This window comes from Myxococcus sp. MH1, from assembly GCF_059738865.1.
In genome coordinates this window covers 2,322,126-2,347,980 of sequence record NZ_AP026947.1, presented here as the reverse complement: position 1 = coordinate 2,347,980, position 25,855 = coordinate 2,322,126, and the positions used below count along the sequence as shown (strand labels likewise).

Annotated in this window: 21 protein-coding genes; 16 read left to right on the top strand and 5 right to left on the bottom strand. The window is 69.6% G+C overall.

All coding sequences use genetic code 11. The features are described 5' to 3' along the window. Window positions 1-9 precede the first annotated feature (9 nt). The 9 genes from AC6JA9_RS09745 to AC6JA9_RS09705 all read left to right on the top strand — a co-directional run bounded on the left by AC6JA9_RS09745 (window position 10) and on the right by AC6JA9_RS09705 (window position 11,452). Window positions 10-1,206 (top strand): cupin-like domain-containing protein, encoded by a 1,197-nt coding sequence (locus tag AC6JA9_RS09745; RefSeq protein WP_497959549.1) that lies wholly within the window; start codon window positions 10-12, stop codon window positions 1,204-1,206. Between the two features lie 207 nt (window positions 1,207-1,413). Next, the gene (locus AC6JA9_RS09740; protein ID WP_420715323.1) at window positions 1,414-2,664 is read left to right on the top strand and encodes an endonuclease domain-containing protein; all 1,251 of its coding nucleotides are present in this window, start codon (window positions 1,414-1,416) and stop codon (window positions 2,662-2,664) included. After that, complete coding sequence (locus AC6JA9_RS09735; RefSeq protein WP_497959548.1) at window positions 2,651-3,685, top strand: hypothetical protein; 1,035 nt, start codon at window positions 2,651-2,653, stop codon at window positions 3,683-3,685. Before AC6JA9_RS09740 ends, AC6JA9_RS09735 begins: the two co-directional genes overlap by 14 nt. Window positions 3,686-3,707: 22 nt before the next feature. Continuing rightward, the gene (locus AC6JA9_RS09730) at window positions 3,708-7,286 is read left to right on the top strand and encodes an ATP-binding protein (RefSeq protein ID WP_497959547.1); all 3,579 of its coding nucleotides are present in this window, start codon (window positions 3,708-3,710) and stop codon (window positions 7,284-7,286) included. Between the two features lie 49 nt (window positions 7,287-7,335). Beyond that, a complete protein-coding gene (locus AC6JA9_RS09725) occupies window positions 7,336-8,787 on the top strand; it encodes an anthranilate synthase component I family protein (protein ID WP_497959546.1) in 1,452 nt (483 codons plus the stop codon). Then, window positions 8,784-9,353, top strand: coding sequence for an anthranilate synthase component II (locus AC6JA9_RS09720; protein ID WP_223747907.1), 570 nt, complete (start codon window positions 8,784-8,786; stop codon window positions 9,351-9,353). The genes AC6JA9_RS09725 and AC6JA9_RS09720 overlap by 4 nt, the downstream gene beginning before the upstream one ends. Window positions 9,354-9,365: 12 nt before the next feature. Beyond that, complete coding sequence (locus AC6JA9_RS09715; RefSeq protein WP_267697511.1) at window positions 9,366-10,190, top strand: aminotransferase class IV; 825 nt, start codon at window positions 9,366-9,368, stop codon at window positions 10,188-10,190. Between the two features lie 16 nt (window positions 10,191-10,206). Next, window positions 10,207-10,785: an RBBP9/YdeN family alpha/beta hydrolase gene (locus tag AC6JA9_RS09710; protein WP_223784539.1), complete on the top strand. Its 579-nt coding sequence runs from the start codon at window positions 10,207-10,209 to the stop codon at window positions 10,783-10,785. A 19-nt stretch (window positions 10,786-10,804) separates the two neighbouring features. After that, the gene (locus AC6JA9_RS09705) at window positions 10,805-11,452 is read left to right on the top strand and encodes a hypothetical protein (RefSeq protein WP_497959545.1); all 648 of its coding nucleotides are present in this window, start codon (window positions 10,805-10,807) and stop codon (window positions 11,450-11,452) included. Here AC6JA9_RS09705 and AC6JA9_RS09700 read toward each other — a convergent pair. Beyond that, on the bottom strand, window positions 11,435-12,262 hold the full coding sequence (locus AC6JA9_RS09700; RefSeq protein WP_497959544.1) for a pseudouridine synthase: 828 nt from the start codon (window positions 12,260-12,262) through the stop codon (window positions 11,435-11,437). The two genes, AC6JA9_RS09705 and AC6JA9_RS09700, sit on opposite strands and share 18 nt — an antisense overlap. 137 nt (window positions 12,263-12,399) lie before the next feature. Between AC6JA9_RS09700 and AC6JA9_RS09695 the strand changes: the two genes are divergently transcribed. After that, window positions 12,400-13,659, top strand: a complete 1,260-nt coding sequence (locus AC6JA9_RS09695) for a threonine/serine exporter family protein (RefSeq protein ID WP_144426625.1) — start codon at window positions 12,400-12,402, stop codon at window positions 13,657-13,659. Between the two features lie 10 nt (window positions 13,660-13,669). On the opposite strand, the gene AC6JA9_RS09690 is transcribed toward AC6JA9_RS09695, so the two are convergent. After that, window positions 13,670-14,086: a DoxX family protein gene (locus AC6JA9_RS09690; RefSeq protein WP_223747902.1), complete on the bottom strand. Its 417-nt coding sequence runs from the start codon at window positions 14,084-14,086 to the stop codon at window positions 13,670-13,672. A 120-nt stretch (window positions 14,087-14,206) separates the two neighbouring features. Here AC6JA9_RS09690 and AC6JA9_RS09685 point away from each other — a divergent pair, with 120 nt between their 5' ends. Together AC6JA9_RS09685 and AC6JA9_RS09680 are read left to right on the top strand one after the other, a co-directional pair. Next, window positions 14,207-15,370 carry an AI-2E family transporter gene (locus AC6JA9_RS09685; RefSeq protein WP_408891448.1) on the top strand — a complete coding sequence of 388 codons (1,164 nt, stop codon included), beginning with the start codon at window positions 14,207-14,209 and terminating at the stop codon, window positions 15,368-15,370. Between the two features lie 107 nt (window positions 15,371-15,477). Further along, window positions 15,478-17,712, top strand: coding sequence for a hypothetical protein (locus AC6JA9_RS09680; RefSeq protein WP_408891449.1), 2,235 nt, complete (start codon window positions 15,478-15,480; stop codon window positions 17,710-17,712). Between the two features lie 46 nt (window positions 17,713-17,758). On the opposite strand, the gene AC6JA9_RS09675 is transcribed toward AC6JA9_RS09680, so the two are convergent. Then, window positions 17,759-19,420 carry a lamin tail domain-containing protein gene (locus AC6JA9_RS09675; protein WP_497960656.1) on the bottom strand — a complete coding sequence of 554 codons (1,662 nt, stop codon included), beginning with the start codon at window positions 19,418-19,420 and terminating at the stop codon, window positions 17,759-17,761. A 219-nt stretch (window positions 19,421-19,639) separates the two neighbouring features. After that, window positions 19,640-20,110: a YqaA family protein gene (locus AC6JA9_RS09670; protein WP_223784534.1), complete on the bottom strand. Its 471-nt coding sequence runs from the start codon at window positions 20,108-20,110 to the stop codon at window positions 19,640-19,642. 251 nt (window positions 20,111-20,361) lie between these two features. Between AC6JA9_RS09670 and AC6JA9_RS09665 the strand changes: the two genes are divergently transcribed. After that, window positions 20,362-21,513 (top strand): oxygen-binding di-iron domain-containing protein, encoded by a 1,152-nt coding sequence (locus tag AC6JA9_RS09665; RefSeq protein WP_223747897.1) that lies wholly within the window; start codon window positions 20,362-20,364, stop codon window positions 21,511-21,513. A gap of 37 nt (window positions 21,514-21,550) precedes the next feature. Further along, window positions 21,551-22,633: a serine/threonine-protein kinase gene (locus AC6JA9_RS09660; RefSeq protein WP_497959543.1), complete on the top strand. Its 1,083-nt coding sequence runs from the start codon at window positions 21,551-21,553 to the stop codon at window positions 22,631-22,633. A gap of 3 nt (window positions 22,634-22,636) precedes the next feature. Here the strand turns inward: AC6JA9_RS09660 and AC6JA9_RS09655 are convergent, their stop codons facing one another. Next, window positions 22,637-24,001, bottom strand: coding sequence for an MFS transporter (locus AC6JA9_RS09655; RefSeq protein WP_497959542.1), 1,365 nt, complete (start codon window positions 23,999-24,001; stop codon window positions 22,637-22,639). Window positions 24,002-24,071: 70 nt separating this feature from the next. On the opposite strand from AC6JA9_RS09655, the gene AC6JA9_RS09650 reads away from it, so the two are divergent. Both AC6JA9_RS09650 and AC6JA9_RS09645 read left to right on the top strand, forming a co-directional pair. Beyond that, the gene (locus AC6JA9_RS09650; protein ID WP_267697519.1) at window positions 24,072-25,016 is read left to right on the top strand and encodes a LysR family transcriptional regulator; all 945 of its coding nucleotides are present in this window, start codon (window positions 24,072-24,074) and stop codon (window positions 25,014-25,016) included. A 45-nt stretch (window positions 25,017-25,061) separates the two neighbouring features. Then, window positions 25,062-25,850, top strand: a complete 789-nt coding sequence (locus AC6JA9_RS09645) for an endonuclease/exonuclease/phosphatase family protein (protein WP_426747742.1) — start codon at window positions 25,062-25,064, stop codon at window positions 25,848-25,850. Window positions 25,851-25,855: the final 5 nt, after the last annotated feature.

Below are 25,855 nucleotides of genomic sequence, written 5' to 3'. Positions count from 1 at the left end.
CCCATGCCGATGAAGCCCCTGCCCTTTTCCGCCAGGCCGGTCCGCAGGCTGGAGCGCCCGTCGCTCGAGGAGCTGCGGGAGTGGCACTACCGTGAGCCGGTCATCGTCCGGGGGCTCCTGGACGCCTCGGGGGCGCTGGACGCGTTCCGCTCGCAGGGGACGTTGGACGGGAAGCTCGCGGTGCTGGAGGCGCAGCTGGGGGAGCGGCCGCAGCATTACTTCTGCGTGTTGCCTCCGGAGTCGGGCGGGCACTACCGGCCCAAGCTGGTGGTGAGCGACGCGGAGGGGGGCGTGGCGGTGATGCCCGAGCAGGGCAGCTTCGCGGACTTCGCGGACCGGCTGAAGGCGGCGGTGCGCACGGGCGAGTACGTGTACATGCAGAACGGGATGCTCGAGCAGTCCCACGTGCGCGAGAAGCTGCGGTTCGACTTCCTGTCGTTCAGCGACCCGCTGGGGGTGGAGAGCAAGTTCTGGGTGGGCTCGGACGGGCAGGTGGTGAACCTGCACTACGACGACTGCATCAACTTCATCTGCATGTTCGAGGGCACCAAGCGGGTGACGATGTTCCCGCCGGAGCAGTTGGAGAACCTGTACCACGCGCCGCTGGACGTGCTGGGCGGCGGGGCGCCCACGACGCCCGTGCACCTGTTGAACCTGGACCTGGAGCGCTTCCCCCGGTTTCGCACGGCGATGGAGCACGCGTGCGTGGCGGTGGTGGAGCCCGGGGAGGCGCTGCTGATTCCGCCCTTCTGGTGGCACCACGTGGAGTCCTTCGGGGCGATGCATGTCATGGTGAACAGCTTCATCACCACGATTCCGTCCACGGCGACGCTGGAGCTGTGGAAGGACCTGTCGGCGGGCATCCGCGCGCTGGCGAAGGCGACGCCCGAGGAGCGGAACCGGGAGCGGGAGTTGTTCCGCCGTCGGGTGTTCGCGGGGGAGGAGGTCTCGGAGTCCTCGGCGCTGGCGGAGCAGGCGCGGGTGACGTTCCAGAAGCTGCCGGGTTCATGGCGTGAGCATGTGGCGCGGCTGTGGGAGGCGTTCGCCTTCCAGACGCACGGGGCGCCGTTCGAGGAGACAGCCGGCGGGCTCGCGGGACTCATCGAACGACAAGCGGGACAGCTCACGCTCTATCCCAACGCCAACATGCTGGCGGAGATGCCGGATGTGATGGAGCTGCCCGCGGGGGACCCGGCGCCGCGGTAGGGATTGCGCCCCTGACGAAGACAGTCACTCCAGTCCATACCCCCACGGGGTGAGTCACTCCTCGCATCGATGTCGTGACAGACCCGGCGGGCGGTGTGAGACATTGGATGCACCGGGTCTCGCCGCTTGCAAGGAATGACATGAAGGGCGCAGGCTCTACCCGGTGTGACGGGTCCATCTCCGGGGACCCGTGGGGGCATGGGCTTGGTGACAACCGCAGACACCGCTCTCCTGGACTCGCTGGACCGGCATGCCCGGCGCCGTGCGGAAGGGATTCCCACCCTGAGCGCCCTGGTGGGCGACCCGGAGCGCGCGCTCCGGCTCTGGACGGAATGGCTCCACCGCAGCGGCTTGAAGGCGGCCTTCGCCCAGAGCGAGGACCTGCGCTCCACCGTCGCCGCCTGGGCCACCCAGCTCGCCCGTGAGCGCAATCTCTTCCGAGACGCGGAGAGCTACGTCGTCTTCTCCCAGCGCGCCATCTCCTCCCGCGAGCTGCACTTCGAGGGCAAGACGCAGCACGACCGCCGCGTCCTCTTCGAGCGACTGGAGCCGCCCCACGCCGAGCCCGTGACGTGGGCCCTGTGCCGACAGCTGCTCGAAGCCCCGGAGCCCGCGCCCCCAGGCACGCTCCCCAACGAGGTCCGTGAGGCCATCTCCCACGACCCGCTCCGCGTCCTCCACGCGCTGCTGCTCATCATCCCCGAAGGCCGCGCCCCCGCCCTCCACCTGGCGCTCTCCCCTTCCGACCCGCGCAGCCTCCGCACCGCGACCGCCATCTGCTCCGCGGCCCCGCTGCTTCACGTCGCCTGCGTGCTGCCACCCGATGCGCTCGAAGGCACCCGTGGACGCAAGGACTCCCACGCGCTCGCGATGATGCGGGAAGGGTTGCTCGAGCTCCCGGACCCTGTCGCCGTCACCTCCGAGCAGGGAGCGCCCGTCGGCGAGCCCGCGTCCCCTCGACGTGCATCCTCGAAGAAGAAGGCTCCGGCCTCACAGCCGGAGCCCCACGTCGCGCCGCCGTTGCTGGAGCGCTTCCGGGAGAACGCGGAGGCCATGGTCGCCGAGCGCGAGAAGTCCGAGGCCCGCGCCCGCAGCAAGATGGAGCACTTCTTCTACCACGACATCCTGCAGGTCCATCCGGCCACCAAGGACGTCTTCACCCTCAACGCCAAGGTGGAGCTCGGCGAGGGCAAGCGCCCGCTGGAGGTCGACCTGCTGAGCCGCGAGCTGCGGCTCGCCGTCGAAATCGACGGCCAACACCACTTCCTCGACCCCGAGCGGTTCCGTCGGGACCGACGCAAGGACCTGGCGCTCCAGCGCATCGGCTACTGGGTGGCCCGCTTCCTCTACGAGGACCTGCACCCTCACTGTGAAGACATCTTGAAGACCCTCGAATCGCTCATGGAGGCCCGGCGGCGAGAAGCCACCGCGCAAAGGACAACGCATGGACAGCCCTGACAACCGGTTGGCGGGACTCGCACTCACCTGGCTCGCGCCGCGTCCACAACGCAGCGGCACCCGCACGGAGCTCGGCAATGCCCTGCGCCCCTTCGTGGAGCACCGCCTCTCGCGCCCCGAGTGGAAGGCCCGACTCGACGCCGTGCTGGAGCAGCTCCTGCGCGATGAGCTCGTGGCCGCGAAGAAGAAGGCGGGCCTGACGCTCACCAGCGCGGGGATGGAGCGCGTCCTCCAGTTCCTGCGCCTGGAGCAGCTCCCCAAGGGGCTCACCTGGAAGAAGCTCAAGGCCACCTACCTCCTCGCGAACAGCCTGGACGTCGCACCTTCCAAGGCCACGCTCACCCGCCTGAACGACGCGGATGGCGTCCGCGCGGCGGTGCTCGCCCGGCACCATCCCGAGGTCGGAGAGGGAGAGCCGTCCCTGTCGCAGATTCGGGACAGGCTGCTCTGGCGCCAGTTGGGTGTGGAGACGGAGCGGCCGTTCTCCCTGGGTGCCGTGCAGGCCCACCTGCTCGGCAAGATGCTCGACACCGAGGTGAAGAATCCGCGCAAGGCCGTGGAGCAGCTCGCTGCCCGCGCCGCTGGGGCACCTCGCGCCGACGCGGAGATTCTTCGCCTGACGCTGCTGCGGCAGTGGTTCCTCCCTGAGTCGTCCACCGCACCCACGCGCGACACCGGGTCCGCGCCCAGTCACGCCATCACGCCCTCGCGGGCCACCGCGCCCTCTGCACCACCGCCTACGGCCCTGGTGGAGTCCTTCGCCGAGCACGTGCTCTCGGTGGCGCGTGCCCTGCCCACGGGCCGCTACGGACGCGACAAGGTGTTCATCTCTCACGTGTGGCGAGCCCTCCAGCCTGAGTGGAGCAACCGCGAGGCCTTCGACGCCGCGCTCCTGGAGGCCAACCGCTCCCAGCACCTGTCGCTGACGCGCGCGGACCTCATCGCGACCATGGACCCCACGGACGTCGCTGAGTCCGAAGTGCGTGCCCACGGCTCCAGCTTCCATTTCGTCGTCGTCTGATTCGTCCTTTCCAGGAGCGCGCATGTCCAGCGACCCTCGACTCAAGGTCTTCCTCTCCGACAGCGGCGAGGTCTTCAGCAGCGTCCAACAGGGCCAGTATCTCTGGCAGCCCGACCCGTTCGATGTGGAGACCCTCAACCCCTCCGCGCGCCGCGCCTTCAACCGACTGCTGGACCGCGCGACGGCATCACCTCGTCCCGACACCGGGAAGCTCCTCCTCCTGCTCGGCGAGTCTGGCAGCGGAAAGACGCACCTCGTGCGCGCATTCCGCAATGCCGCGCACGGTCAGAAGCGAGGCTTCACCGGCTACGTGCCCATGACTGTGGATTCGGCTCACTACGACCGATATCTGCTGTCCAACCTCATCGATTCGCTCGACCACCATCCCTATGACGTGGCGGAGGGTGACGACAGCGGGATGATGTACCTGTCGAACCTGCTGATGGGCCAGTGCACCAGCCTCTTCGCGCCGCTCATCGAGCCCGAGGAGAAGGTCCTGGAGGACGATGAGCTGCATGGCACCGTCCGCGCGGTGGCGGACGACCTTCTTGCCGACCCACGCTTCCAAGGCGTCGAGGTGGACCTGCTGCGCGCGCTCATCTACTTCCAGCGCAGGGACCCTCGTATCAACCGCCGCATCTTCAACTGGCTGCGCTGCGAGGACATCACGCCCGAGGACCGGAAGGTCATCGGCGAACTCGTCCCGCGAACCTCCGACGACGCCCCCGCTCGAATGGTCGAGCAACTGGGCCGTGTCATGAACGCGCTGGGCCACGCGCTCGTGCTGTGCGTCGACCAGATTGAAGACATCAACGACTTCGAGCACCGGCCTCAGTCCGAGAACGCCTTCCGCCGGGCGATGAACACCCTGGCCGCCATCGCCGGCAAGGTGCCCAACGCCGTCGTGGTCATCTGCTGCCTGTCCGACTATTGGGAGCTGATGCGCCCGAACCTCAACCGGGCCATGGTCGACCGCATCGAGAACGACCCGGACCCCGTGACGCTGGAGCGCACCGTCACCGCGGCCACCGCTCGCGACATGGCAGCCCGACGTTTGCGCGTCCTCTACGAACAGCGCGGCGTGAAGTACCACCCCGAGGAGCCCACCTACCCCATTCCCGCGCAGGGCTTCGACATGCTCGCCGGCCAGCGCGCCCGCGACGTCCTGAACGAGTGCCGTCGCTACCGCGATAAGGCCATCGAGTTGCAGCGCCTCCCGGACACCTTCCCGTTGCCAAGCCGGCAAACGGGCGCGCAGGCACCGAAGCCAACCGAGGGTCCCTCCATCGACATGGACCAGATGTGGACGGACTTCCGCGCCACCTACAAGGAGAAGCTGCCAGAGGATGCCTCCGACATCACCGCGCTGCTCGCGTGGGCTGTCGAGGTCGGGAGCGAGGAAATGGGAGGCTCGCCTCGCTTCGCGGTGAAGACCCGCAATGGGGACGACCTGCTGGACGTGGCTGTGCATCCTTCGGGAAAGAAGCTCGTCCTCGCGCTATGCGAGCGTCGTCCGCACGGAGGCGGGTTGGGGCGACAGATGAGCGAGGCCCTCACTGCCGCGAGAGGGAAGACACCGGTGCTCATCCGGACCTCTGACTTCCCCTCATCGACGGGAACACTGGTCTCGGATGCCTTGAGCAAACTCATCCGGCAAGGCGGGCGCCGCGTGGTGCTGGGAGACAGCGACCTCCGAGAGCTCGTTGCTCTCCGTGACTTCCGCTCCCTGCACGCAGGGCAGACGGCACTCGCGGGATGGAGCCGCTCCGCCCGTCCCGTTACCCGACTCAAGTCCATGGGTGACATCCTGGGATTGGAGCCCCTTGGCCCGTCGCTCCCGCCTCCGGGCCCATCGAAGGACCATTCCGCTCAGGCCTCCGAGAAGCGTGATGCAAAGGCTCCCGAAGTGGCGCCACCTGCGCCCGTCCGCATCAAGAACGAGAACAACTTCGTTCCCAGGCAGTCGGGCTTGTTCGAGAACGCAGTGGTGACTCCTCCAGTTGCGCCAGCACTCCGCGATGCATCAAACCTGGCCGCGGCGCCAACAACTCCCGCCCAGGCCGCGAAGGACCCCAGGACAGAGCGTCCTTCGGGGACGCTCCCCGTAGCGCAGCAAGCGAGCACCGCCTCCTCCACGGGACCGAAGACGGCGTCCTCCGAGGATGACGACACGGACCTCTCGGAATTGAAGCCCGTGAGCAAGCTGCTGCCCGATCCGGACCCCAAGCCCGTCCAGAAGCCCGATGCTCCCGGCAACCTCGCGCGCAAGCCCCGCGTGACACCAGCCGCGGGGACACCCGTGCCGAACGTAGTCCTCACCGGCCCTCTACGACTGGGGGTTTCCGAAGGACTGCTCGCACAGGACATCATGGTCGAGACTTCCGAGCTGACGCGGCACAGCGCCTTCCTTGGCAGCACGGGCAGCGGCAAGACCACCCTCGCGCTCAACATCCTGGAGCAGCTCCTGCTCCGAGGCATCCCCGTCATCCTCGTGGACAGGAAGGGCGACCTCGCCGCGTACGCACGCCCCGAGGCCTGGGAGGAGCGCATCGAGGACGCCACGCTGCGCGAGCGGCGCAGACTCCTCCGTGAACGGGTCGACGTCGCGCTCTATACGCCAGGTCGCTCGGATGGCAGACCTCTGGCCATTCCCATCGTCCCGCATGGTTTGGAGACGCTCCCCGCCGAGGAGCGTGAGCAGGGCGTACAGCAGGCCGCGGATGCCATCGCCGGCATGCTCGACTACAAAGTGAACCCCAACGACAAGGCCGCCAAGGCCGTGCTCGCGCAAGCACTCCGGCTGTTGATGAGCCAGTCCTTCGGGAAGGAAGTCACCCTCGAACTCATCCAGAAGTTCGTCATGTCGCAGGACCCAGCACTCCTGGAGGCCACCGACGGAATTCCCACCCGGACTTTCGACAAGCTCGCCCAGGATCTCAGCGTGCTCCGCATCAACCTGCGCACGCTGTTGGCCTCGAGCGGTGAGCGGCTCGACCTGGATGAGATGCTCGGGCGCGGGGTCCACAACGTACCCGGTCGCACGCGCTTGAGCATCATCAGCACCAAGTTCCTCGGTGACAAATCTCGCATCCTCTTCTGGGTCTCCCAGCTCCTGCTGGAGACCCATCGGTGGGCCAGTCAGAATCCATCACCGAAGCTCCAGGCCGTGATTCTCTTCGACGAGGCGGACATGTATCTGCCCGCGACGAGCAAGCCGGCGACCAAGGAGCCGATGGAGAGCCTCCTCAAGCGCGCGCGCTCCGCGGGCCTGGGGATCATGCTCGCCACGCAGAGCCCCGGAGACTTCGACTACAAGTGCCGGGAGAATGTGCGCACCTGGTCAGTGGGCCTCGTGAAAGAGGGCAGCGCCATCAAGAAGCTCCATCCCATGTTCAGCGAGGCGCGCGTCGACGCCGACGCCAAGCTCCCCGGACAGAAGCCAGGCCAGTTCCACGTCCTGCGCGAGGGCAAGGTCCAGCAGCTCAAGGCGGACCGCTCGGCCATCAGCACGAACCAGCTCTCCGAGGACGAAATCCTCCTGTACGCGCGCAAGTCACGCGAGGCCCAGGCGGGCGGCCCCCAGAGCACGGGCACGTCCTGAACCACCGCCGGATGCCCGTTCCGGGACTTCCTGCTAGGAAGCCCCCGGAATGAGCACCCGGCCGCTTCCGCCACCGTTGGACCGCGAGCGCTTCGATGCGCTCGTGGCCCAGGGCTTCAACCAGGTCCCCGTGTATCGACGGTGGGACACCGGTGCGCCGCGGCCCGTGGACCTGCTGCGCGCCCTCCCCGCGCAGCACCGCTTCCTCCTCGAGAGCACCCGCGTCAGTGAAGAGGGGCGCTACTCGTTCCTCGGCGCGAGCCCCTTCCTGCGCTTCGTCGCCAAGGGCCCCAAGTGCTTCATCGACGACGTGCCCCAACAGGGTGCGCCCCTGGACACGCTGCGAGCCCTGTTCCGTCGGTGGCGCGGCCCTCGCATCGATGGGCTCCCGCTCTTCCTCGGCGGCGCCGTCGGCTTCTTCGCCTACGAGGCCAACCACTACTTCGAGAAGCTCCCCGTCCACCCGCGCGATGACCTGGCACTGCCGGACATCGCCCTGTCCTTCGTGGACACCTTCCTCGCGGTGGACCATCTCGAAGGGCACCTGCTCGCCATCGCCACCGGCTCGGACTGGGAGGACTGTCAGCGCCGCCTGGACACCCTCGCGTCCATCGTGCGCCAGGCCACGCCCACCTCGCCTCCCGCCCCCCCCGCCGCCGATGCCCCCCTCGCGGAGCCGCGCTCCAACTTCACGCAGCAGGGCTACCTGGACGCGGTGGAGCGTGTGCGCGAGTACATCCGCTCCGGAGACACGTACCAGGTCAACCTCTCGCAGCGCCTCGAGGTCGACTTCCCGGGCGAGCCCCTCGCGCTCTACGAGACCCTGTCCGCCACCAACCCCGTCCACTTCGCCAGCTACCTCGAAGCAGACGGCTTCCACGTCGTGAGCGCCTCCCCCGAGCGGCTGGTCCGCGTCGAGCACGGACGCGCCATCACCCGCCCCATCGCCGGCACCCGCCGCCGGGGCACGCCCGAGGAAGAAGCCCGCTTCGTCCAGGAGCTGCGCACCAGCGAGAAGGAGCGCGCCGAGCACGCCATGCTCGTGGACCTGGAGCGCAATGACCTCGGCCGCGTCTGCGCCTACGGCACCGTCGAGGTGACGAAGCTGATGGAGATCGTCGAGTACGCCCACGTCCTCCACATCGAATCCGAGGTGATAGGACAGCTCACGCCCGACACCGAGCCGCTCGACGTGGTCGGCGCGCTCTTCCCCGGCGGGACCATCACTGGCGTCCCCAAGATTCGCACCATGCAGCTCATCACCGAGCTGGAGCCGCACGCTCGCGGTCTCTACACGGGCTCGCTCGGCTACGTGTCCTTCAGCGGCGATCTGGACCTGAACATCGTCATCCGCACCCTGCTCGTGAAGAACGGCCGCGCCTACGCGCAGGTCGGCGGGGGCATCGTCCACGACTCGCAGCCTCGCCAGGAGTTCAAGGAGACGCTGAACAAGGCGCGCTCCCAGCTCCTCGCCCTGCGCGCGAGCGGAGCCACGCGATGATCCTCCTCATCGACAACTTCGACTCGTTCACCTTCAACCTCGTCCAGGCGCTCGGCGCGCAGGGCGCGAAGCTGAAGGTGGTGCGCAACGACGCCGTCACCGTGCGCGACATCGAGGCCCTCCAGCCCGAGCGCATCGTCATCTCCCCCGGCCCCGGGACGCCCGAGGACGCGGGCGTCTCACTCGAGGTCATCCGAGCCTTCGGCGGACGTGTCCCCCTGCTCGGCGTGTGTCTGGGCCACCAGTGTCTGGGACAGGTCTTCGGCGCGAAGGTGGTCCGCGCTCCCGTCCCCGTGCATGGGAAGACGGCCGAGGTCCAGCACGAGAACCAGGGGGTGTTCCAGGGACTCCCACGGCCCTTCGTCGCCGCGCGCTATCACTCGCTCGTCGTGGAGCGGGAGGGCCTGCCCGAGTGTCTCGAAGTGACGGCCTGGCACGAGGGGCTCATCATGGGCATGCGGCACAAGGCGCTGCCCGCGCTGGAGGGCGTCCAGTTCCATCCCGAGTCCTTCCTCACCACCCACGGGCCTCGACTGCTCGCCAACTTCCTGGCGGCTCGGCGCTGACGGAGCCACACCATGCTCTCCACCGTGGCGGTGAACGGCGAGGTGAAGCGCTGGGAGGACCTGCGCCTGCACGACTTCGCGCAGGGCTTCTTCTTCGGCGCGGGCTTCTTCACCACCTTCCGCATCGAGGACGGCGCCCCCCTCTTCCTGTCCCGTCATCTGCGCCGACTCACGGCGAGCCTCGCGGCTCACACGGACACCGTCCGCGCGCCCTCGCCCGAGCTGCTGGAGCCCGCCTCCGTTCGTGACACCCTGCGACGCTGCCTCGCCGCCGACCCGCTGCTCGGTCCCCGCTTCCAGGGCATCGGCAAGCTGTCCGCGAGCGATGGGCAGCTCCTGCTCACCCTCCGGCCCCACGCTCCCGACGCCGAGCGACTCCAGCACGAGGGACGCGCCATCCTCACGGTGGAGCACGGCGCCTATCGTCACGGGGAGACGTCTCCGAACCACAAGGGCTTGTCGTACTTCCGGCAGTTCTCGCGGATGCAACAGCTCCCCGTGCTGGCCAACGAGCTGGCTCACGCGTGCGAGCTGCCCACCGCGAACCTCTTCGTCCTCCTGGACGGCGCGCTCGTCACTCCGCCGCTCGATGCGCCGTGCCTCCCCGGTGTCATCCGCGCGGTGCTCCTCGATTCGGGCTCCATCGATGGAGTCCCCATCATGGAGCAGGCGCTTCCCCTCGCGCGGCTCGCCGAGGCGCGTGCAGGCGTCTTCACCAACGCCGCGGTGCTGGCCACCGGAGTCCCGCGCCTCCTCGGCCACACGTTGCCCGAGAGCCTGTCACTCGCGGCGAGGCTCCGGGAGCACATCCTGGCGATGGCATCACGCGAGGACTGAGGCAGACTGCGGCCCCATGAGCCGCACCCTCGTCGTCGTGCACCGCTGGGCCGGACGTCCGAACACCGACTTCTATCCCTGGCTCGAGGAGAAGCTGCGCGAGCCACCCGCGCCCTTCGACGACATCCTCACGCTGGACATGCCCGAGCCCGCCACGCCGACCATCGACGGCTGGGTGTCCACGCTCACGCGCACGCTCGGCCCTGTGCCTCCGCCGTCCACCGTGTTCCTGGGCCACAGCGTGGGTTGTCAGACCCTCCTCCGCTACCTCGCCGCGATGCCCGAGGGACACCGCGTGGAGGGCGCCGTGTTCGTCTCCGGCTGGTTCGAGGTGGACAAGCCGTGGGACGCGCTGCGCCCCTGGCTCGACACGCCCATCGACTTCGCCCGCGTGCGCGCCGCGCTGGGCCGCGCCGTCGTCGTGCTCTCCGACAGCGACCCGTTCACCTCCGACTGGCGTCGCAATCAAGGACTCTGGGAGGAGCACCTGGGCGCCGAGGTCATCGTCGTCCCCGGGGGACGCCACTTCAACAACCCGCGCGAGCCCGCCGTGCTCGAAGCGGTGCAATCACATTTCGGCGCACGCCCTCGATAGGACATGGAAAGCTCACACCATGGGCTCTCCTCGCGCGACCTCGCCGCTCCTCCTGGCCTCCGCCCTCGTCATGCTCCTGTGCGCAGGGAGCGCGTCCGCCGAGCCCCCCTCGCCCCAAGCTCAACCTCCGAAGCGACGTCCGGGCGCGGCCTCCTCGCCCAGACCGAAGGCCCCCGCGCCGGAGAAGCCCCCCGCGAAGCGCACCCGGCTCACCATCCCCGCCTCGGACGTGCAGTCGTTCGGCGTGAAGACGGCCCTCGAGCTGGACGTGGTCTCCCCCTTCCAGGCGAGCTACGTCCTGGAGGACCCCGGGACTCAAGGGGTCAAGGTGAAGCTGACCCTGCCCGCCACCGCGCCGGGCCTGTCCAAGCTCGACGTGCAGCTCGCCAACGTCCGGGGACTCGGCCTCTACATCCCCCAGTTCTTCCAGAGCCTGAAGAGCATCGAGAGCGGTTACCGGCTCACCGACGCCACGGCGCGCATCGAACGCGTGGGCGAGCACTGCCTCTGGACGGAGACGCCCAAGGACACCACGCATCCCTATCAGGCGGACTGCATGTACTCCGCATCCCCCACGAGCCCCGCGTTCCTCTGCACCTTCTCGAGCCAGAACCGGAACCTCGCGCGGGCCGCGCTGGAGACCTGCCAATCACTCACCCTGCGCTGACCCGTCGGACTCCCCCTGAGCGCCGAACCCCAGCGCCTCGGAGACCTCCGCCGCACGCAGCTCCCGCCATCCCCCCTCGGGCACGTCGAGCACCACCGCGCCCACGGCCTCGCGATGGAGCGTGAGCACCGGATGCCCCACGGCCGCCAGCATCCGCTTCACCTGGTGGTGCCGGCCCTCCGTCAGCGTCAGCTCCACCACCCCCGGAGCCCGTGACTCGGCCCGGGCCGGACGCGTGAGCCCGTCCTCCAGCTCCACGCCGTCCCGCAGTCGCTGGAGCGCGGACTCGACAGGCTGGCCCTCCACCCGCGCCACGTAGCGCTTGGGCAGATGGGTCTCCGGCGCCGTGCCGTGGCGCACGAAGCGCTCGTCATTGCTGAAGAGCAGAAGCCCCGTGGTGTCCCGGTCCAGGCGGCCCACGGCGAGCCACTCGTAGCCCCGCAGGGACTCGGGCAGCACCGCGCGCAGGCGCTCGAACACCGTGCCCACGCCCTCCGGGTCCGTGCCATGCACCACCGGCCCCGCGGGCTTGTGGAACATCAACACCCGCGTCACGGACGTCAGCGTGTGTCCCTGCCCATCGACTCGCACCGTCTGCTCCGGCCCCACCGGCGCGAAGGGCTCCGTCACCACCCGTCCGTCCACCTCCACCCGGCCCGCGCGAATCGCCGCCTCCGCCTCCGCCCGAGGCATCACCCCGGCGCGCCCCAGCGCCCGCGCCAGCCAGTCCGAGCGCCCCGCCGCCACCGCCACCGCGTCCCGCTTCCGCGCCGCCTCCAGCCACCTGGGCGTCCTGCTCTTGCGCGCCATGCTCTCGTCTCCTTCCTGCACCACCCCGACATCCCTTGTCTTCTTTGGAGACCCCATCAGCCGTGCTTCCCGAGCGCGCATGGCGGACAGGCGGACGTCACCGTGCCGCCATTTGACTCCACCCGGGCGGCTCTGCCATTGCGCCGCGTGTGGCCGTCCCTCCTGAAATCGCCGCCTCGCTCCAACACCACCCGGCACCGCCAGGGCCGTCCGTCGCCTTTACCCTGAGACTGGCCGAGGCGCTGCACCGCTACGGCACTCCCTCCCACCGGCTGGAGGGGCTGATGAAGCGCGTGTCCGAGCGCCTGGGCCTGGAGGGCCGCTTCTTCTCCACCCCCACGTCCCTGTTCGCGTCCTTCGGCCCGCCCGAGGCGCTGCGCACCAGCCTCATCCGCGTGGAGCCCGGGGACATGGACCTGGAGCGCCTCACGCAGCTCGACGTCCTGGCCGACGACGTCATCCACTCGCGCCTCACGCCCGCCGAGGGCGCGCTGCGCGTGGAGGACATCCTCGCCCGCCCCCCGCGCTTCGGGCCCGTGCTCCAGATTCTCTGCTGGGCGCTCGCCGGAGGAGCGGGCGCCCGTCTGTTCGGCGGAGGACTGAAGGAGATGGCGGTGGCCACGGTGAGCAGCCTGCTCATCGGAATCCTCAGTGAGGTGACGCAGCGCCAGCCCACCACCGCCCGCGTGCTCGAGCCCGTGGGCGCCATCCTCTCCTCCGCGCTCGCCGTGCTGGCCGCGAGCGTCATCGGCCCGCTGTCCATCCAGGTCGCCACCCTGGCGGGCCTCATCGTCCTGCTGCCCGGCCTGACGCTGACGGTGGCCCTCAACGAGCTGGCCACGCGCCACCTCATCTCCGGCACCTCGCGCCTCACGGGCGCCGCGGTGGTGTTCCTCCAGCTGGGCTTCGGCGTCGCGCTGGGCAGCAAGCTGTCCGTGCTGCTGCCGCCGCCCGTCGCCCCGCCGCCGCCCTCGCTGCCCTCGTGGACCCAGGCCGTGGCGCTGCTGGTGGCGGGCGTCGCCATCGGCGTGCTGTTCCGCGCGCGGCCTCGGGACTGGGGCTGGATTGCGGCCGCGGGCACGTTCGCGTTCTTCGGGGCCCGCCTGGGCTCGGAGTTGCTCGGGCCGCAGCTGGGCGCCTTCGTGGGGGCGCTCGCGCTGGGCATCGTGGGCAACGTGCTGGCGCGGCTTCGCAACAAGCCCTCCGTCACCGTCGTCGTACCCGGGCTGATGCTGCTGGTGCCCGGCAGCGTGGGCTTCCGCAGCCTGTCCTCGCTGCTCGAGCGCGACGTGGTGGCGGGCGTCGACACCGCCTTCAACATGCTGATGGTGGCGGTGGCGCTGGTGGCCGGACTGTTGTCCGCCAACGCGCTGGTGCCCACGCGCAAGGTGATGTGACGCGGGGCCTTCAGCGCATGCGCGTGAAGTAGATGGCCGCGAGCGACAGCAGGAAGTACGGCACCAGCCCGCCCGCGCCCGCGTAGTCCTTGGCCATGCGCTGGCCGAAGAACAGGCACACCAGCGACACGGCGGACAGCAGCGCGCCGAAGAAGGCCAGCGCCGGGCTGCCCGTGGCGATGAGCGAGACCACCCCCGCGCCGCTGAGCGCGCCGGCCGCCAGCTCCAGCAGCGTGATGACGCCGAGCATCAACGGCACCATGCCCTTCAGGGGGCTCTTGGCGAAGTGCCCGGTGAGCCAGCCCAGGTTGCCCTTCCAGTCGATGACCTTGTCCAGTCCGGACTGGAGGAAGAGGATGGCGAGGAAGGCGGCGCACAGCGCCTGGAGCAGCCACGGGGTGAACTGACTCGAATCGAATGCCGGCATGGCGGGGCACTCTAGCCGCCCGGGGCCCGGGCCCAAGTCTTCTTGCTCGTGGAGCAGGCAGCCGGCCTGGGGGGCCGCCTCCCCCTTCCCTCCCGCGCAACCCGCCCTAGCTTCACGGGCATGGCTTCCGAGCAGACCGCCCGGCGTGTGTTCACCGGCCTCATCCTGCTGTCGCTGTTCCTGCTGGCCCTGGTCATCAAGCCCTTCGCCAAGGGCATCTTCCTGGCGGCGGTGCTCGCGGGCGTCTTCTATGGGCTGCACGTCCGGCTGACGCGCAAGCTCAGGGGGCGCAAGAACATCTCGGCGGGCATCCTCTGCACGGCCGTCATCCTGGCGCTGCTGTTGCCCCTGGGTGGGCTCACCGCGTTCGTGGTGGCGGAGGTGTCCTCCGGCGCGCAGTTCATCACCAAGACGGTGCAGCAGGAGGGCGTGGAGGGGCTGGTGCAGAAGCTGCCGAGCCCCGTGCGCAAGGGCGCCGAGAGCCTGATGCAGCGGATGCCCCTGGAGGAGCAGGAGTTGGACCAGACCATCCAGGAGCAGGTGAGCAACCAGGGAGGGACGGCGGCGCGCGCGGTGACGGGGGCGGTGGCGGCCACGGGCTCCATCGCCTTCCAGACGGTGATGATGCTCATCGCCCTGTTCTTCTTCCTCACGGACGGGCGGGAGCTGGTGCACTGGATTGAGAGCGTGTCGCCGCTCAGGCGCGGTGAGACCTTGGAGATCATGCGCGAGTTCCGCAGCGTGTCCGGCGCGGTGCTGCTGTCGTCGGTGGTGACGGCGGGGGTGCAGGCCTTCGCGGCGCTCGTGGGGTTCCTCATCGTCCAGGTGCCCGCGCCGCTGTTCTTCGCGGGGGTGGCGTTCTTCATGGCGCTGATTCCCGCGGTGGGCGCGGCCATCGTCGTGCTGGTGGCCGCGGCGCTGATGTTTTTCAGCGGTCACCCCTGGGCGGCGCTGTTCCTGGTCATCTGGGGCACGGTGGTGGTGGGGCTGGTGGACAACATCGTCAAGCCGCTGCTCGCCAAGCGCGGCATGCACCAGCACGGCGCCATCGTCTTCTTCTCGCTGCTGGGCGGTCTGGCCGCGTTCGGCACGGTGGGCCTCCTGCTGGGTCCGCTCATCGTCGCCTTCTTCCTGGCGCTGGTGCGCATCCACGAGCGCGACTACGGCCGCAACCACCCGACGCCCGCGAGCCCGCCGACGCCCGGTCCCCAGGATGGAGGCGCGCACACCGCGCGGACCTCGGAGCGCGAGGGCGCACTGACGTCTCCGGGCGAGAGTCACTGAGACACGGCGCGACGACCAGGTTCGTCGCGTCCCTCCGTAGTCCCTTTGTCAGCCGCGCGGGGCCCTTCGAGGCCCGCGCCCCCCCTTTGCTGACAGAGGAAGTCCCCATGTCTCGTCGTGGCAGTCGCAGTCCCTGGATGCTGTTGGCCACCGTCCTATCCGCGAGCCCGGGCCTCGCGAGTGACACGACCAACGTCGGCTCCTCCGACCGCTATCCGCTCCCCGCCGTACGCGAGAGCCGGTATCGCAACCGCATCGCCACCGAGCTGGGAGGCGGCTGGCAGACCTTCGTCGGAGACCTGCACAGCCACCCCCGGGGACACTCGGAGATGGGGGGCGTGAGCCTCGACTACACGCCACAAATCCGGCGTGACGAGGTCCTGCTCTCCGCCTTCCGCCATGGCTACGACTTCTTCGGGACCAGCAACCACACCACGTTCTGGCCGTCCTACGACGAGGACGACCCCGTCGGGCAGGTGAGCCTGGAGCAGGACGCGAACGGGCAGCCGGAGATGCTGACGCTCGCGGGGGTGGAGAGCCACCTGGGCTCCGACCCCGAGCACCACTTCAACAGCTTCAACCGCCGCATCCGGTTCAACTCGAACAGCCTCTGGAACTGGCACCACGAGATCCTCAACCACTACTCGACCGACCCGCTCCAGAGCACCCACGTCCAGCTCAACCACCCGAACGAGGACGTCTTCTTCGCGCTGCCCACCGAGCCGGACCGCCGCCGCAACGTGCGCGACGCGGTGGAACTGGCCGAGTACAACGACAGATACTTCGAGCTGCTGCGCCGCGGCTTCCGCGTCGCGCCCGCCTCCAACACGGACTCCCACGCCACCACCCGGGCGCAGCTTGGCGAGCCCTTCACCTTCCAGCACCCGAACGGCGCCTGGGTGCTGCCCTACATCGACGAGCCCGGCGTCCCCCGCGAGAAGATTCACGGCCGCGACACCGCCCAGGGCCGCACCGGCATCGTGCTGCCCCCGGGTGAATGGTTCGACTACGGCAACTTCCTGAGGGCGCTGCGCAACCGATGGGTGTACCGCACGGCGCTGCCGCCGGCGTCCGGCTTCTTCATGGTCAACGGGCGGACCATGGGCTCCGAGTTCTCGCTGACCCCGGCCGAGCGGCGGCTCGACTTCACCGTCTGGGGCACCACCAAGGACGGCACCGGCGGCGGCAACAACTGGACGAAGCTCAGGGTCTGGAGTCCCTTCCAGCCCGGCACGCCCATCAAGGAGTTCACCTACACCGACCCGAGCCTCATCGACCTGAAGCAGGTCTTCTCGCTCACGCCCTACGAGTCCATCTACGTCATCACGCTCAACCAGCAGTGGGAGAACGCCGAGGTCACCCTGGCGCCCATCTGGGTGCAGAACCCCGTCGCCAAACCCACCATCTCCTTCGAGTACCCAGTCAATCCTCGCCAGACGGTGCCCGTGATTTTCGTCAACGGCGGAGGCGACACGGTGGAGCTCCAGCGCGCTCGCACCGGCACGGACTTCAATGGCTGGCAGACGGTCGGAACCGTCTCCAACTTCTTCATCCCGCTGGACCCCGCGGTGCTTCCGACGACGTCGCAGTGGCGCGTCGTGGACCCGCATCAGCCGGAGGTCGTCTCCAACGCCATCACACTGACGGTGAGCAATGGCATCGAGGTCAAGCAGCCGCACCTGCCCACCCCACCCGCTGACGGCGTCAACGTCCGGCTCTCCTGGTCCAACCCGACGCCGGTGGCCGTGGACTACTACGCCTCGCGCGACAACGGCGCGACGTGGACCAAGCTCGCGGAGTCCGTCAGCCCCACGACGTTCGCGGACTGGAACTTCTACACGGGAGGCTGGGGCGGCTCGAACGTGACGCTCAAGGTGGTGGACCGCGCCGACCCCGGCCACTTCGGCGTCACCCTACCCTTCTTCGTCTCGTCCGAGGTGCAGCTCAAGATTCCCGCGACGTCCGGCAACGCGACCATCAATGCCATCGCGGCGTACACGGTGACGGACTCGGACCTCGGCTCGTGCTGGTGGACGAGCAACGGCAACGAGCAGTCCGTCTACATCGACCTGGGACAGGTGCACCTCGTCAAGCGGATGGAGGTGCTGTTCGGCAACTGGAACCCGCCGAGCTGGTACATGGGCATCAGCCTCAATGGATACCAGTGGGGCATGCAGGACAGCGGCTCGCTGTCCTACGTGCCACACCAGACGCTCGTGAAGGACTACACCGACCGCTCCGGCGGCGGCTTGACGGCGCGCTACATCCGGTTCTACGCGGCGGGCACCTTCTCCGGAATCACGAGCCACTCGCGCATCTGCGACATCCGACTGTACCGCTGACCGACCCGCGCCCCCTCTTCACACCGAGGGGGCGCGGAAGGCTTCATCAGAACGCCGCGCCGCTCGCGCGCCGGCCCGGCGAGGACGTCAGGCCGGACAGGCTGGTGTGCAGCACGAAGGTGGCGGCCGAGCCCAGGTCCGGGCTGCGGTTCGCGGAGACCCCGTCCGTGCCCGCCATCGCCGAGGACAGCACCGCCGTGTCCACCACGGTGCCGGAGGCGTTCTTCACCGTCACGGTGTCACCGCTGTTCGACAGGCCCAGCGTCCCCGTGGACGCCCCCACCGCGTTGGGCGTGCCCGAGGGGATGCCCGCCGCGCCGCCGAACACCACGATGACGCCACCCGCCGGCACCGTCGTCCCGCTGGGGAACGTGTGCCGCACGCTCGCCGCGTCGGACACCGTCCACCCCGCGATGCTCAGCGCCGCCGTGCCCGTGTTCACCAGCTCCACGAACTCGCCATTCACATCCGAGCCCGCCTCGTTCACCAGCACCTCGTTGATGAGGAGCGTCCCCGTGCCGCCGCCACCGCCCGTAGTGATGGAGAAGGCCGCGTCGCTGGTGTCCGTGATGCTCGCGTCGGACGTGTCCGTCACCCGCACGCGCGCCGTGGTGCTCGCCGTGGTGGGCAGCGTCCAGGCGAGGCTCCCCGCCGAGGCCGACGTGCTCGACGACAGCGTGGTCCACGTGCTGCCGTTCAGCGTGTACTCCACCCGCACGCTCGACACGCCCGAGGACGTCCAGGAGATGGAGCGGGCACTGCCCGTGGTCCAGCTCTCACCGCCGTTGGGCGACGTCACCGTCAGGCTGGAGGACACCGCGTCCCCCGGGATGAGGAAGTCCTTGATGACGCCCATGTGCTGCATGCCAGACGCGCCGCTGTCGCCCGAGAGCGCCGGGGAAATCTCGCCGATGGGCGAGTACACGCGCGTGTCCACCACCAGCCCGTTCGCGAACGAGCTGCCGCCGATGACCACCGCCGTCTGGTACGGCCGCAGGTCGCTGTCCACCAGCACATGGTCATAGGGGCTGTTGCGGCCCGCGTTGGTGTTGGTGTTGCCATTGCGGTCCGCGGGGTACGGGCTCGCGGTGTTGACCACCTGCGACAGGGTGCCGAAGGCCGACTCGGAGCGGCTGCCCGTGTTCAGGTCGCCGCCAATCACCAGGTAGTCCCCCGCGGGGATGTTCGCCTGGATGCGGCTGACCAGGCTCTGCGCCTCCGTGTTGCGCGTGCTGGCGTTCGCCGTCAGCAGGTGCACGCTCACCGCCCACAGGTCCTTGGGCCCGGGGATGTCGATGCGCGCCCAGGCGAAGTCGCGGTTGCTGACCTGCGGGTCGTCCCACTCGCCCGAGGCGATGATGGGGTAGCGGCTGATGATGCCGTTGGGAATCTGCGCGCCGGACTCGCGGTAGTACGAGAAGCCCGGCCCGAAGGCGGTGTCCACGAAGCCGCGGAGGTCGGCGGCGGAGTCCGTCTTGTAGTTGAACTCCTGAATCATCACGATGTCCGCGTCCGTGCCCTGGAAGATGCGGATGCCGTGGCCCGGGTCGTAGTCCTGCCCGTTGCCACTGGAGAGGTTCGCCGCCATCAGCCGCAGGCGCACGTTGGCCAGCGCGTCACCGCGCTCACCGAGCGACGTCTCCTCCGAGGGCGCGTCCGACACGGGCGCCTCGCCACCGCAGGCGGCGAGTCCCAGGAAGAACACCATGAGCCAGTGGCGCCATGACGACAGCGCGCGCGTCGAGACTGCGAGGGTGTTTCGCACGAGGTCCAGTCCTGCTCCCGCCAGGGGGAGCGGTTGAGGGTCGGCAACGAATGCTGAACGGGTGGGCCAGACAGGCTTCGCCTGGAACCACGGCCTCAACTTACCTTCCGGGACTGACGGAAATACTGGCGAAACACGATTGAAACATGACGAGACGTCGCCCTACAGGGCAGCGGCGGTGGACAGGGCGACGAACGCGTAACGCAGGCCCTTGCCCAGCGTGACGAAGACGACGAACGGCAGGGGCCTGACGCCCACCATGCCGCCGGCGATGACGAACGCGTCGCCGACGATGGGCATCCACGACATCATGAGCGCGGGCGCGCCCCAGGTGCGCAGCCGCGCCTCGACGCGCTCCATGCGGGGCCCCTCCTTCTCACGACGGCGCGCATACCAGCGCCCCAGCGCTCCGCCTCCGCCGCGCGCCACCCACAGCCCCAACAGGTAGAGCGACACCGCGCCCAGCACGTTGCCCACCGTGGCCACGCCCGTGGCGAGCATCGGCGGAGCGCCGCCATAGATGAGCGCGGCGAGCAGCGCCTCGGAGGGCACCGGCACCACCGAGCCCGCGAGCATCGCGACGAAGAAGAGGCCTGGGAGCCCCCAGGCGGAGAGGAATGAGGCGTCTGGCATGGAGAGGTGGGTGCGAAGGACCCCGGCAGTGTGCCATGTGCACACGCAGGCTCGCAGCCTCCGCGTCCAGCCCGCCTGCCCCCACCGGGGGTGAGCCCCGGGCCCGCAGGAACTGCGTGCCTGCTCCCGGGCGCGCAGGAAATGCACGGCGCGCAGGTGGCTGGCGCCGCGCTCCCCGAGGGAGGACGGGCCTCGGCGCACGCCTTGCTACGGGGAGGGGACATCACCTCACCGTGAAGGAACCCCGTCTCATGAGCAGCAGCGACCATCCCGCATCGGGCTTGAGCAACGACCTGAGAATCGTCCCCGTGGAGATTGCTCCCGAGACGTTCTGGGTGGGCAAGCGGGAGCCGGGCAACATCTTCTACGCCAACCCCTATCTGAGACGCTTCCGGGGAACGGACGTGAAGACGCAGCGGGCCTCGGAGTTCAACCTCCTCATCGACCCGGGCTCGAGCAGCGACTTCTCCACCATCCACACCAAGGTGACGTCGCTCATCGGAGGGATGGAGCGGCTGTCGGCCGTGTTCATCAACCATCAGGACCCGGACGTGGGCTCGTCGGCGAGCATCATCTCCGCGCGCTATGCGCCTCGCGCCGGCATCCTCTGCTCGGAGGACACCTGGCGGCTCATCGTCCACCAGAACCTGCCGCGCAACCGCTTCATCGCCACCGAGAAGTTCTCGCAAGGGCTGAGCGTCCCCACCGGGCACAAGCTGCTGCCGGTGCCCTCGCCCTTCTGTCACTTCCGGGGCGCGGTGATGCTCTACGACCCGCAGACGCGCGTGCTCTTCACGGGGGATTTGTTCGGCGGGCTCACGGACGCCAACGCGAAGGGGCTGTACGCGGACGAGTCCGACTGGGCGGGCATCCGCGCGTTCCATCAAATCTACATGCCGGTGAACGCGGCGCTGGCGCGCACGGTGGCCACCATCCGCAAGCTCACGCCGGCGGTGGAGATCATCGCGCCGCAGCACGGGCGCGTCATCCGGGGGCCGCTGGTGCAGCAGTTCCTGGAGCGGATGGAGCGGCTGCAGGTGGGCCTGGACATCATGGACGAGGCCCAGGACAGGACGCACATCCAGGCCTGGAACGCGGTGGTGGACCGGGTGCTGGCGCTCGCGCGGGGCTACCTGGGCGAGTCGGTGGACGTGAAGCTGGGGGCCAGTGACGAGCTGTCGGACACGTCGACGTTCGAGGGCAACCGGCTGGTGGTGAACCGCCTGGGCAAGTGGACGGTGGAGCACGTGGTGGACGTGCTGTGCAAGGGTGAGCCGCCGGAGATCGCCGGCCCCATCATGGTGGAGGCCACCAGCGCGGCGGCGGAGTACAACCTGCCCACGCCGCACCTGGACATCGAGGGCGCGGGAGCCCCCTCGCACATCTCGCTGCTGGACCCCTGAGCCGCGGCACGGGCCAACGGACACCGAGGGAGGAGCGGTGGGCTCGACGGAAGATGACGCCGGGGGTGTCGTGTACCTCGGCGGCGTGCAGGAGACGAAGGTGACGGGCGGCGTGACGCCGCCTCCCGCGCCCGAGCTGTCGTGGGGTCCCGCGCCGACAACGCCTCCGCCCCCGGTGTCCCTGGGCGAGACGCTGCGCGCTTCGACGCCCGTGTCCCCGCACGGGACGCTGCTCCAGGGAATCCCCACGCCCGCGCCGCTCCCCGCGGCGCTGGTGCGAGGGCTGATGCCGGGGCAGGTGGTGGCCCAGCGCTACCGCGTGGAGCGCTGGCTGGGCGCGGGTGGGAGCTCCACGGTGTACGAGGCGCACGACCTGCTCGAGCGGCATCGCGTGGCGCTCAAGGTGCTGGCGACGCCGCACGCGGACGCGGCGACGGTGGCGAGGTTCCGCCAGGAGGTGGAGCACGCCCGGGCGCTGGAGCACGTGAACATCCTGCGCGTCTTCGACGTGGGGATGGATGGGGAGCGGCACTTCCTCACGGTGGAGTTGTTGGACGGGATGGACTTGCGCCAGCGGATGATGGAGCGGCGCCCCACGCTCGCGGAGGCGCTGCGGTGGCTCACGCACGCGGCCGTGGCGCTGGAGCACGCGCATGGACGGGGGGTGCTGCATCGGGACGTGAAGCCGGCGAACCTGTTCATCACGCGCGGTGGGGTGTTGAAGCTGATGGACTTCGGCCTGGCGAAGAGCGCGCATGTGGCCGGGACGACGGCGCAGGGGACGGTGCTGGGGACGCCGGAGTACATGGCGCCCGAGCAGGTGATGGGCAGTCCCCCCGTGTCGTCCACGACGGACCTGTATGCGCTGGGCATCGTGGCGTACGAGCTGCTCACGGGGCAGCTGCCGTTCCGCCATTCGGACCCGGTGCCGCTGATGTTCCTGCACGTGCAGCAGGCGCCGGTGCCGCTGACGACGCTGCGGCCGAACCTGCCGGGGGCGTTCGAGCGGGTGGTGCTGAAGCTGCTGGAGAAGCGCCCCGAGGACCGCTACGCCAGCGCGACGGAGTTACGCTCGGCGCTCGCGAAGCTGTGGCCGTTCGCGCTCAAGGAGTCGCACTGAGGGTCAGGCCTCGCTCGTGGATTTGCCGGGAGCGGCCACGGCGAGCCCCAGGGCGACGACACCGGCCAGCCCGCCCGCGATGGCGAACTGCAAGGCGAAGTGGCCTCGTGCCAGAGCCAGCGCGGCCACCGTGAGCGAGCCTCCCAACAGACGCGTCGCGTAGAGGCTGCTCGTGACGATGCCCCGGTGGTGCCAGGGCGCACGCGACTGCGGGCCGATGAGCGACGTGCTCGCCGCGGGGCCCAGCCCCATGCCCAGCACCGCGAGCGAGGCGAGCGCCGCATACGTGCCCCACCCGTACGCGGCCGTCAGCGCGAGCAGCCCGGCGCCCGTCGCCGCCACGGCGAAGCCCACGCCCGCGCTGAGCCGCATACCGCCTCGCACCAGCAGCTTCACGCCGAACGTCGACCCCACGGACCATCCCAGCAACATGGGCAGCAGCGTCAGTCCGGCGACGATGGGCGTCTGTCCGCCCTGCTCCGTCATCCACAGCGGCACCCACGCGGCCATGCTGTAGAGCAGCGCGCCACCGGCGATGCCTCCCGCGACACCGCTGAGCACCGTGCGGTCCTTCACCAGCTCCATCGGCAGGAGGGGCGCGTGGGACTTGCGCTGCTGGAACACCAGCCCCGCGCCCAGCACCACCGCGCCCAGGAGGCACAGCCACCTGAGCTCCGCGTGCCCGGGCTCCAGTGAGAACAGGAGCATCGCGGCGGAGGTGCCCGCGAGCACGGGCCCCCAGCGGTCCAGCTTCACGTCCGTGCGGCGCGGCGGGTCTCGGTACGAGAGATACAGGAGCAGCGCGGCGAACAGGCCCACGGGGACGTTGACCAGGAACACCCACCGCCACGACGCGTGCATCACCAGCCAGCCACCGATGAGCGGACCCACCGCGTTGCCCGCGCCCCACGCGCCGGTGAACAGGCCCTGCACGGCGGCGCGCTCGCGCAGCGTGTAGAGGTCCGCGCTGATGGTGAGCGTGGTGGGCTGGAGCGCGCCGGCGCCGAGCCCTTGCAGCACCCGGAAGGCGATGAGCGCGTGCACGGAGTCGGCGAGCCCGCACAGCGCGGAGCCGACGAGGAACAACCCCATGCCCGCGAAGAAGACGGGCTTGCGGCCGAGCCGGTCCGCCAGCTTGCCGGAGATGAGCACGCCGACGGTGGAGGCGAAGAGGAACGCGGAGAAGACCCACGAGTAGAGGTGCTGGCCGCCCAGGTCGCGGGTGATGGTGGGCATGGCGCTGGTCACCACCGTGCCCTCGAAGGCGCTGACCACCAGGGCCAGCAGCACCGCCCCGGTGGCCGTCCGCCTCGCCGCCCCGGGCCGAGCGGAGGGCACCGGCTCTACCGACACACCGCTTCCATCCATTCCGAACGTGTAACCGGGGGCTGCCCATGCGGAAATCGCAACTTCCGCATAGAGTTCTTGCCGAATCCGCATGACTCGAGACCAGCTCCAGGCCTTTCTCCGAGTGGCACAAGAGGGGCGCCTCTCTCCGGCGGCCAAGGGCCTGGGACTGTCCCAGTCCGGACTGTCCCGGCAGCTCCAGGCGCTCGAGGCGGAGCTGGGCACCCGGCTGCTCGTCCGCACGCCCGCTGGCGCGGTGCTCACCGACGCGGGTGAACGCTTCCTGCCCCATGCACGACGTGCACTGGACGCACTGGCCGCGGGCACGTCCGAGCTGGAGCGATTGTCGGGGACGCCTCGCGGCCCCGTGTCACTGGGGACGTTGCACACCGTGGGGGCGTACCTGCTGCCGGACATCATCCCGACGTTCGCGCGGAGATTCCCGGAGGTGCGCCCCCGGCTCAGCGAGGGCATGAGCACGGCCCTCGAGGACAACGTGGTCCGAGGCGTCCTGGACCTGGCCATCGTGTCGTTGCCGGTGCGGCACACGGACCTGGTGGCGCAGAAGCTGTGGGAGGAGGTGCTGGTGCTGGCGGTGCCGCGTGGGCATCGCCTCACGAAGGTCACCCGGCCGCTGTCCTTGGCGGACGTGGTGGAGGAGACGTGGGTGGTCATCCCCAGCATGAGCGGGACGCGGGCGCTGGAGGCCGAGTGCGAGGCGCGCGGGGTGACGCCCAGGCTCGCGCTGGAGACGGACAACGCGGAGGCGATGCGGCGCATGGTCGAGCGCGGCCTGGGCGTGGCGCTCATCCCGGAGCTGATGGCGCGGGACCACCAGTCGCGCGGCTTCGACGTGGTGCCGCTCGCGAAGAGCGGGCTGAAGCGCCAGGTGGCGCTCGTGCATCGGGGCGAGGGCTACCTCACCGCGGCGGCGCGCGAGCTCAAGTCGTTCATCGTGGAGAGCGTGCGAGCGATGCCCGAGCCATGGGGGGCGGGCAGGCGCGCGGGAGCGGCCTCGGGCTCGCGGGTGCGGTAGCTTGGCGAGCCCACGGAAGCGTCCTTGAGGCGAGAGAGGAGATTCATGCCGCTGAAGGTGATGACGTTCAACGTGTTGCAGGGAGGCGAGGAGCGGTTCGACGACATCGTCACCTTCCTCGCCCGGAACGCACCGGACGTGCTGGTGCTCCAGGAGTGCCTGGGCTGGGACGACGGCGGGAGGCTGCGTCGGGTGGCCGAGGCGCTGGACGTGCCGCAGGACGAGGCGCACCTGGTGCTGGGACAGTCCCGCTCGCGGCCCAGCGGGCGGTGCTACCACGTCGCCGTGGTGAGCCGCCCTCCCCTGCGCTCGCTGCGCATCCACAATGACCGGCACTTCCTGGGCCACTGCATCGTCGAGTGCGAGCTGGAGGCCAGCGGCCCGGTGACGCTGTTCGGCACACACTTCGACGCGCACCACGAGAAGCTGCGCTACGTGGAGGCGCGCTACCTGCGCTCGCTGCTGGACGCGTCCCGGTTCCGCGAGGGGCAATATCTGCTGGTCGGCGACCTCAACTCGCTGTCGCGCAGGGACCCATATCCGGTGGACCTGGAGGACCGGCTGCGACGGGCGGGCACGGACAAGTACGGCCATCCGCCGCGCTTCGACGTCATCGACGACATCGAGGACTACGGCTGGGTGGACACGCTGCCGACGCGGGCGGCTTCGACGCGTTGGGTGACGGCGCGGCGCAACCGGGGCGGCGTCACCATCGACTACCGCACGGACTATGTCTTCGCCTCGCCGCGCATGGCGGAGCGACTGGTCTCCGCGGAGGTCATCGACGTGGGAGACACGTCCGACCACAACCCGCTGGTGGCGACCTTCCGCTAAGAAGC

Excerpts from the sequence above, each read along its gene's own strand:
- AC6JA9_RS09675 (WP_497960656.1), bottom strand. The coding sequence starts at position 19,420 with ATGGTGTTCTTCCTGGGACTCGCCGCCTGCGGTGGCGAGGCGCCCGTG.
- AC6JA9_RS09735 (WP_497959548.1), top strand. The coding sequence starts at position 2,651 with ATGGACAGCCCTGACAACCGGTTGGCGGGACTCGCACTCACCTGGCTC.
- AC6JA9_RS09665 (WP_223747897.1), top strand. The coding sequence starts at position 20,362 with ATGAGCAGCAGCGACCATCCCGCATCGGGCTTGAGCAACGACCTGAGA.
- AC6JA9_RS09685 (WP_408891448.1), top strand. The coding sequence starts at position 14,207 with ATGGCTTCCGAGCAGACCGCCCGGCGTGTGTTCACCGGCCTCATCCTG.
- AC6JA9_RS09655 (WP_497959542.1), bottom strand. The coding sequence starts at position 24,001 with ATGGATGGAAGCGGTGTGTCGGTAGAGCCGGTGCCCTCCGCTCGGCCC.
- AC6JA9_RS09700 (WP_497959544.1), bottom strand. The coding sequence starts at position 12,262 with ATGGCGCGCAAGAGCAGGACGCCCAGGTGGCTGGAGGCGGCGCGGAAG.
- AC6JA9_RS09715 (WP_267697511.1), top strand. The coding sequence starts at position 9,366 with ATGCTCTCCACCGTGGCGGTGAACGGCGAGGTGAAGCGCTGGGAGGAC.
- AC6JA9_RS09670 (WP_223784534.1), bottom strand. The coding sequence starts at position 20,110 with ATGCCAGACGCCTCATTCCTCTCCGCCTGGGGGCTCCCAGGCCTCTTC.
- AC6JA9_RS09645 (WP_426747742.1), top strand. The coding sequence starts at position 25,062 with ATGCCGCTGAAGGTGATGACGTTCAACGTGTTGCAGGGAGGCGAGGAG.
- AC6JA9_RS09725 (WP_497959546.1), top strand. The coding sequence starts at position 7,336 with ATGAGCACCCGGCCGCTTCCGCCACCGTTGGACCGCGAGCGCTTCGAT.
- AC6JA9_RS09745 (WP_497959549.1), top strand. The coding sequence starts at position 10 with ATGAAGCCCCTGCCCTTTTCCGCCAGGCCGGTCCGCAGGCTGGAGCGC.
- AC6JA9_RS09690 (WP_223747902.1), bottom strand. The coding sequence starts at position 14,086 with ATGCCGGCATTCGATTCGAGTCAGTTCACCCCGTGGCTGCTCCAGGCG.
- AC6JA9_RS09680 (WP_408891449.1), top strand. The coding sequence starts at position 15,478 with ATGTCTCGTCGTGGCAGTCGCAGTCCCTGGATGCTGTTGGCCACCGTC.
- AC6JA9_RS09710 (WP_223784539.1), top strand. The coding sequence starts at position 10,207 with ATGAGCCGCACCCTCGTCGTCGTGCACCGCTGGGCCGGACGTCCGAAC.
- AC6JA9_RS09730 (WP_497959547.1), top strand. The coding sequence starts at position 3,708 with ATGTCCAGCGACCCTCGACTCAAGGTCTTCCTCTCCGACAGCGGCGAG.
- AC6JA9_RS09705 (WP_497959545.1), top strand. The coding sequence starts at position 10,805 with ATGGGCTCTCCTCGCGCGACCTCGCCGCTCCTCCTGGCCTCCGCCCTC.
- AC6JA9_RS09720 (WP_223747907.1), top strand. The coding sequence starts at position 8,784 with ATGATCCTCCTCATCGACAACTTCGACTCGTTCACCTTCAACCTCGTC.
- AC6JA9_RS09650 (WP_267697519.1), top strand. The coding sequence starts at position 24,072 with ATGACTCGAGACCAGCTCCAGGCCTTTCTCCGAGTGGCACAAGAGGGG.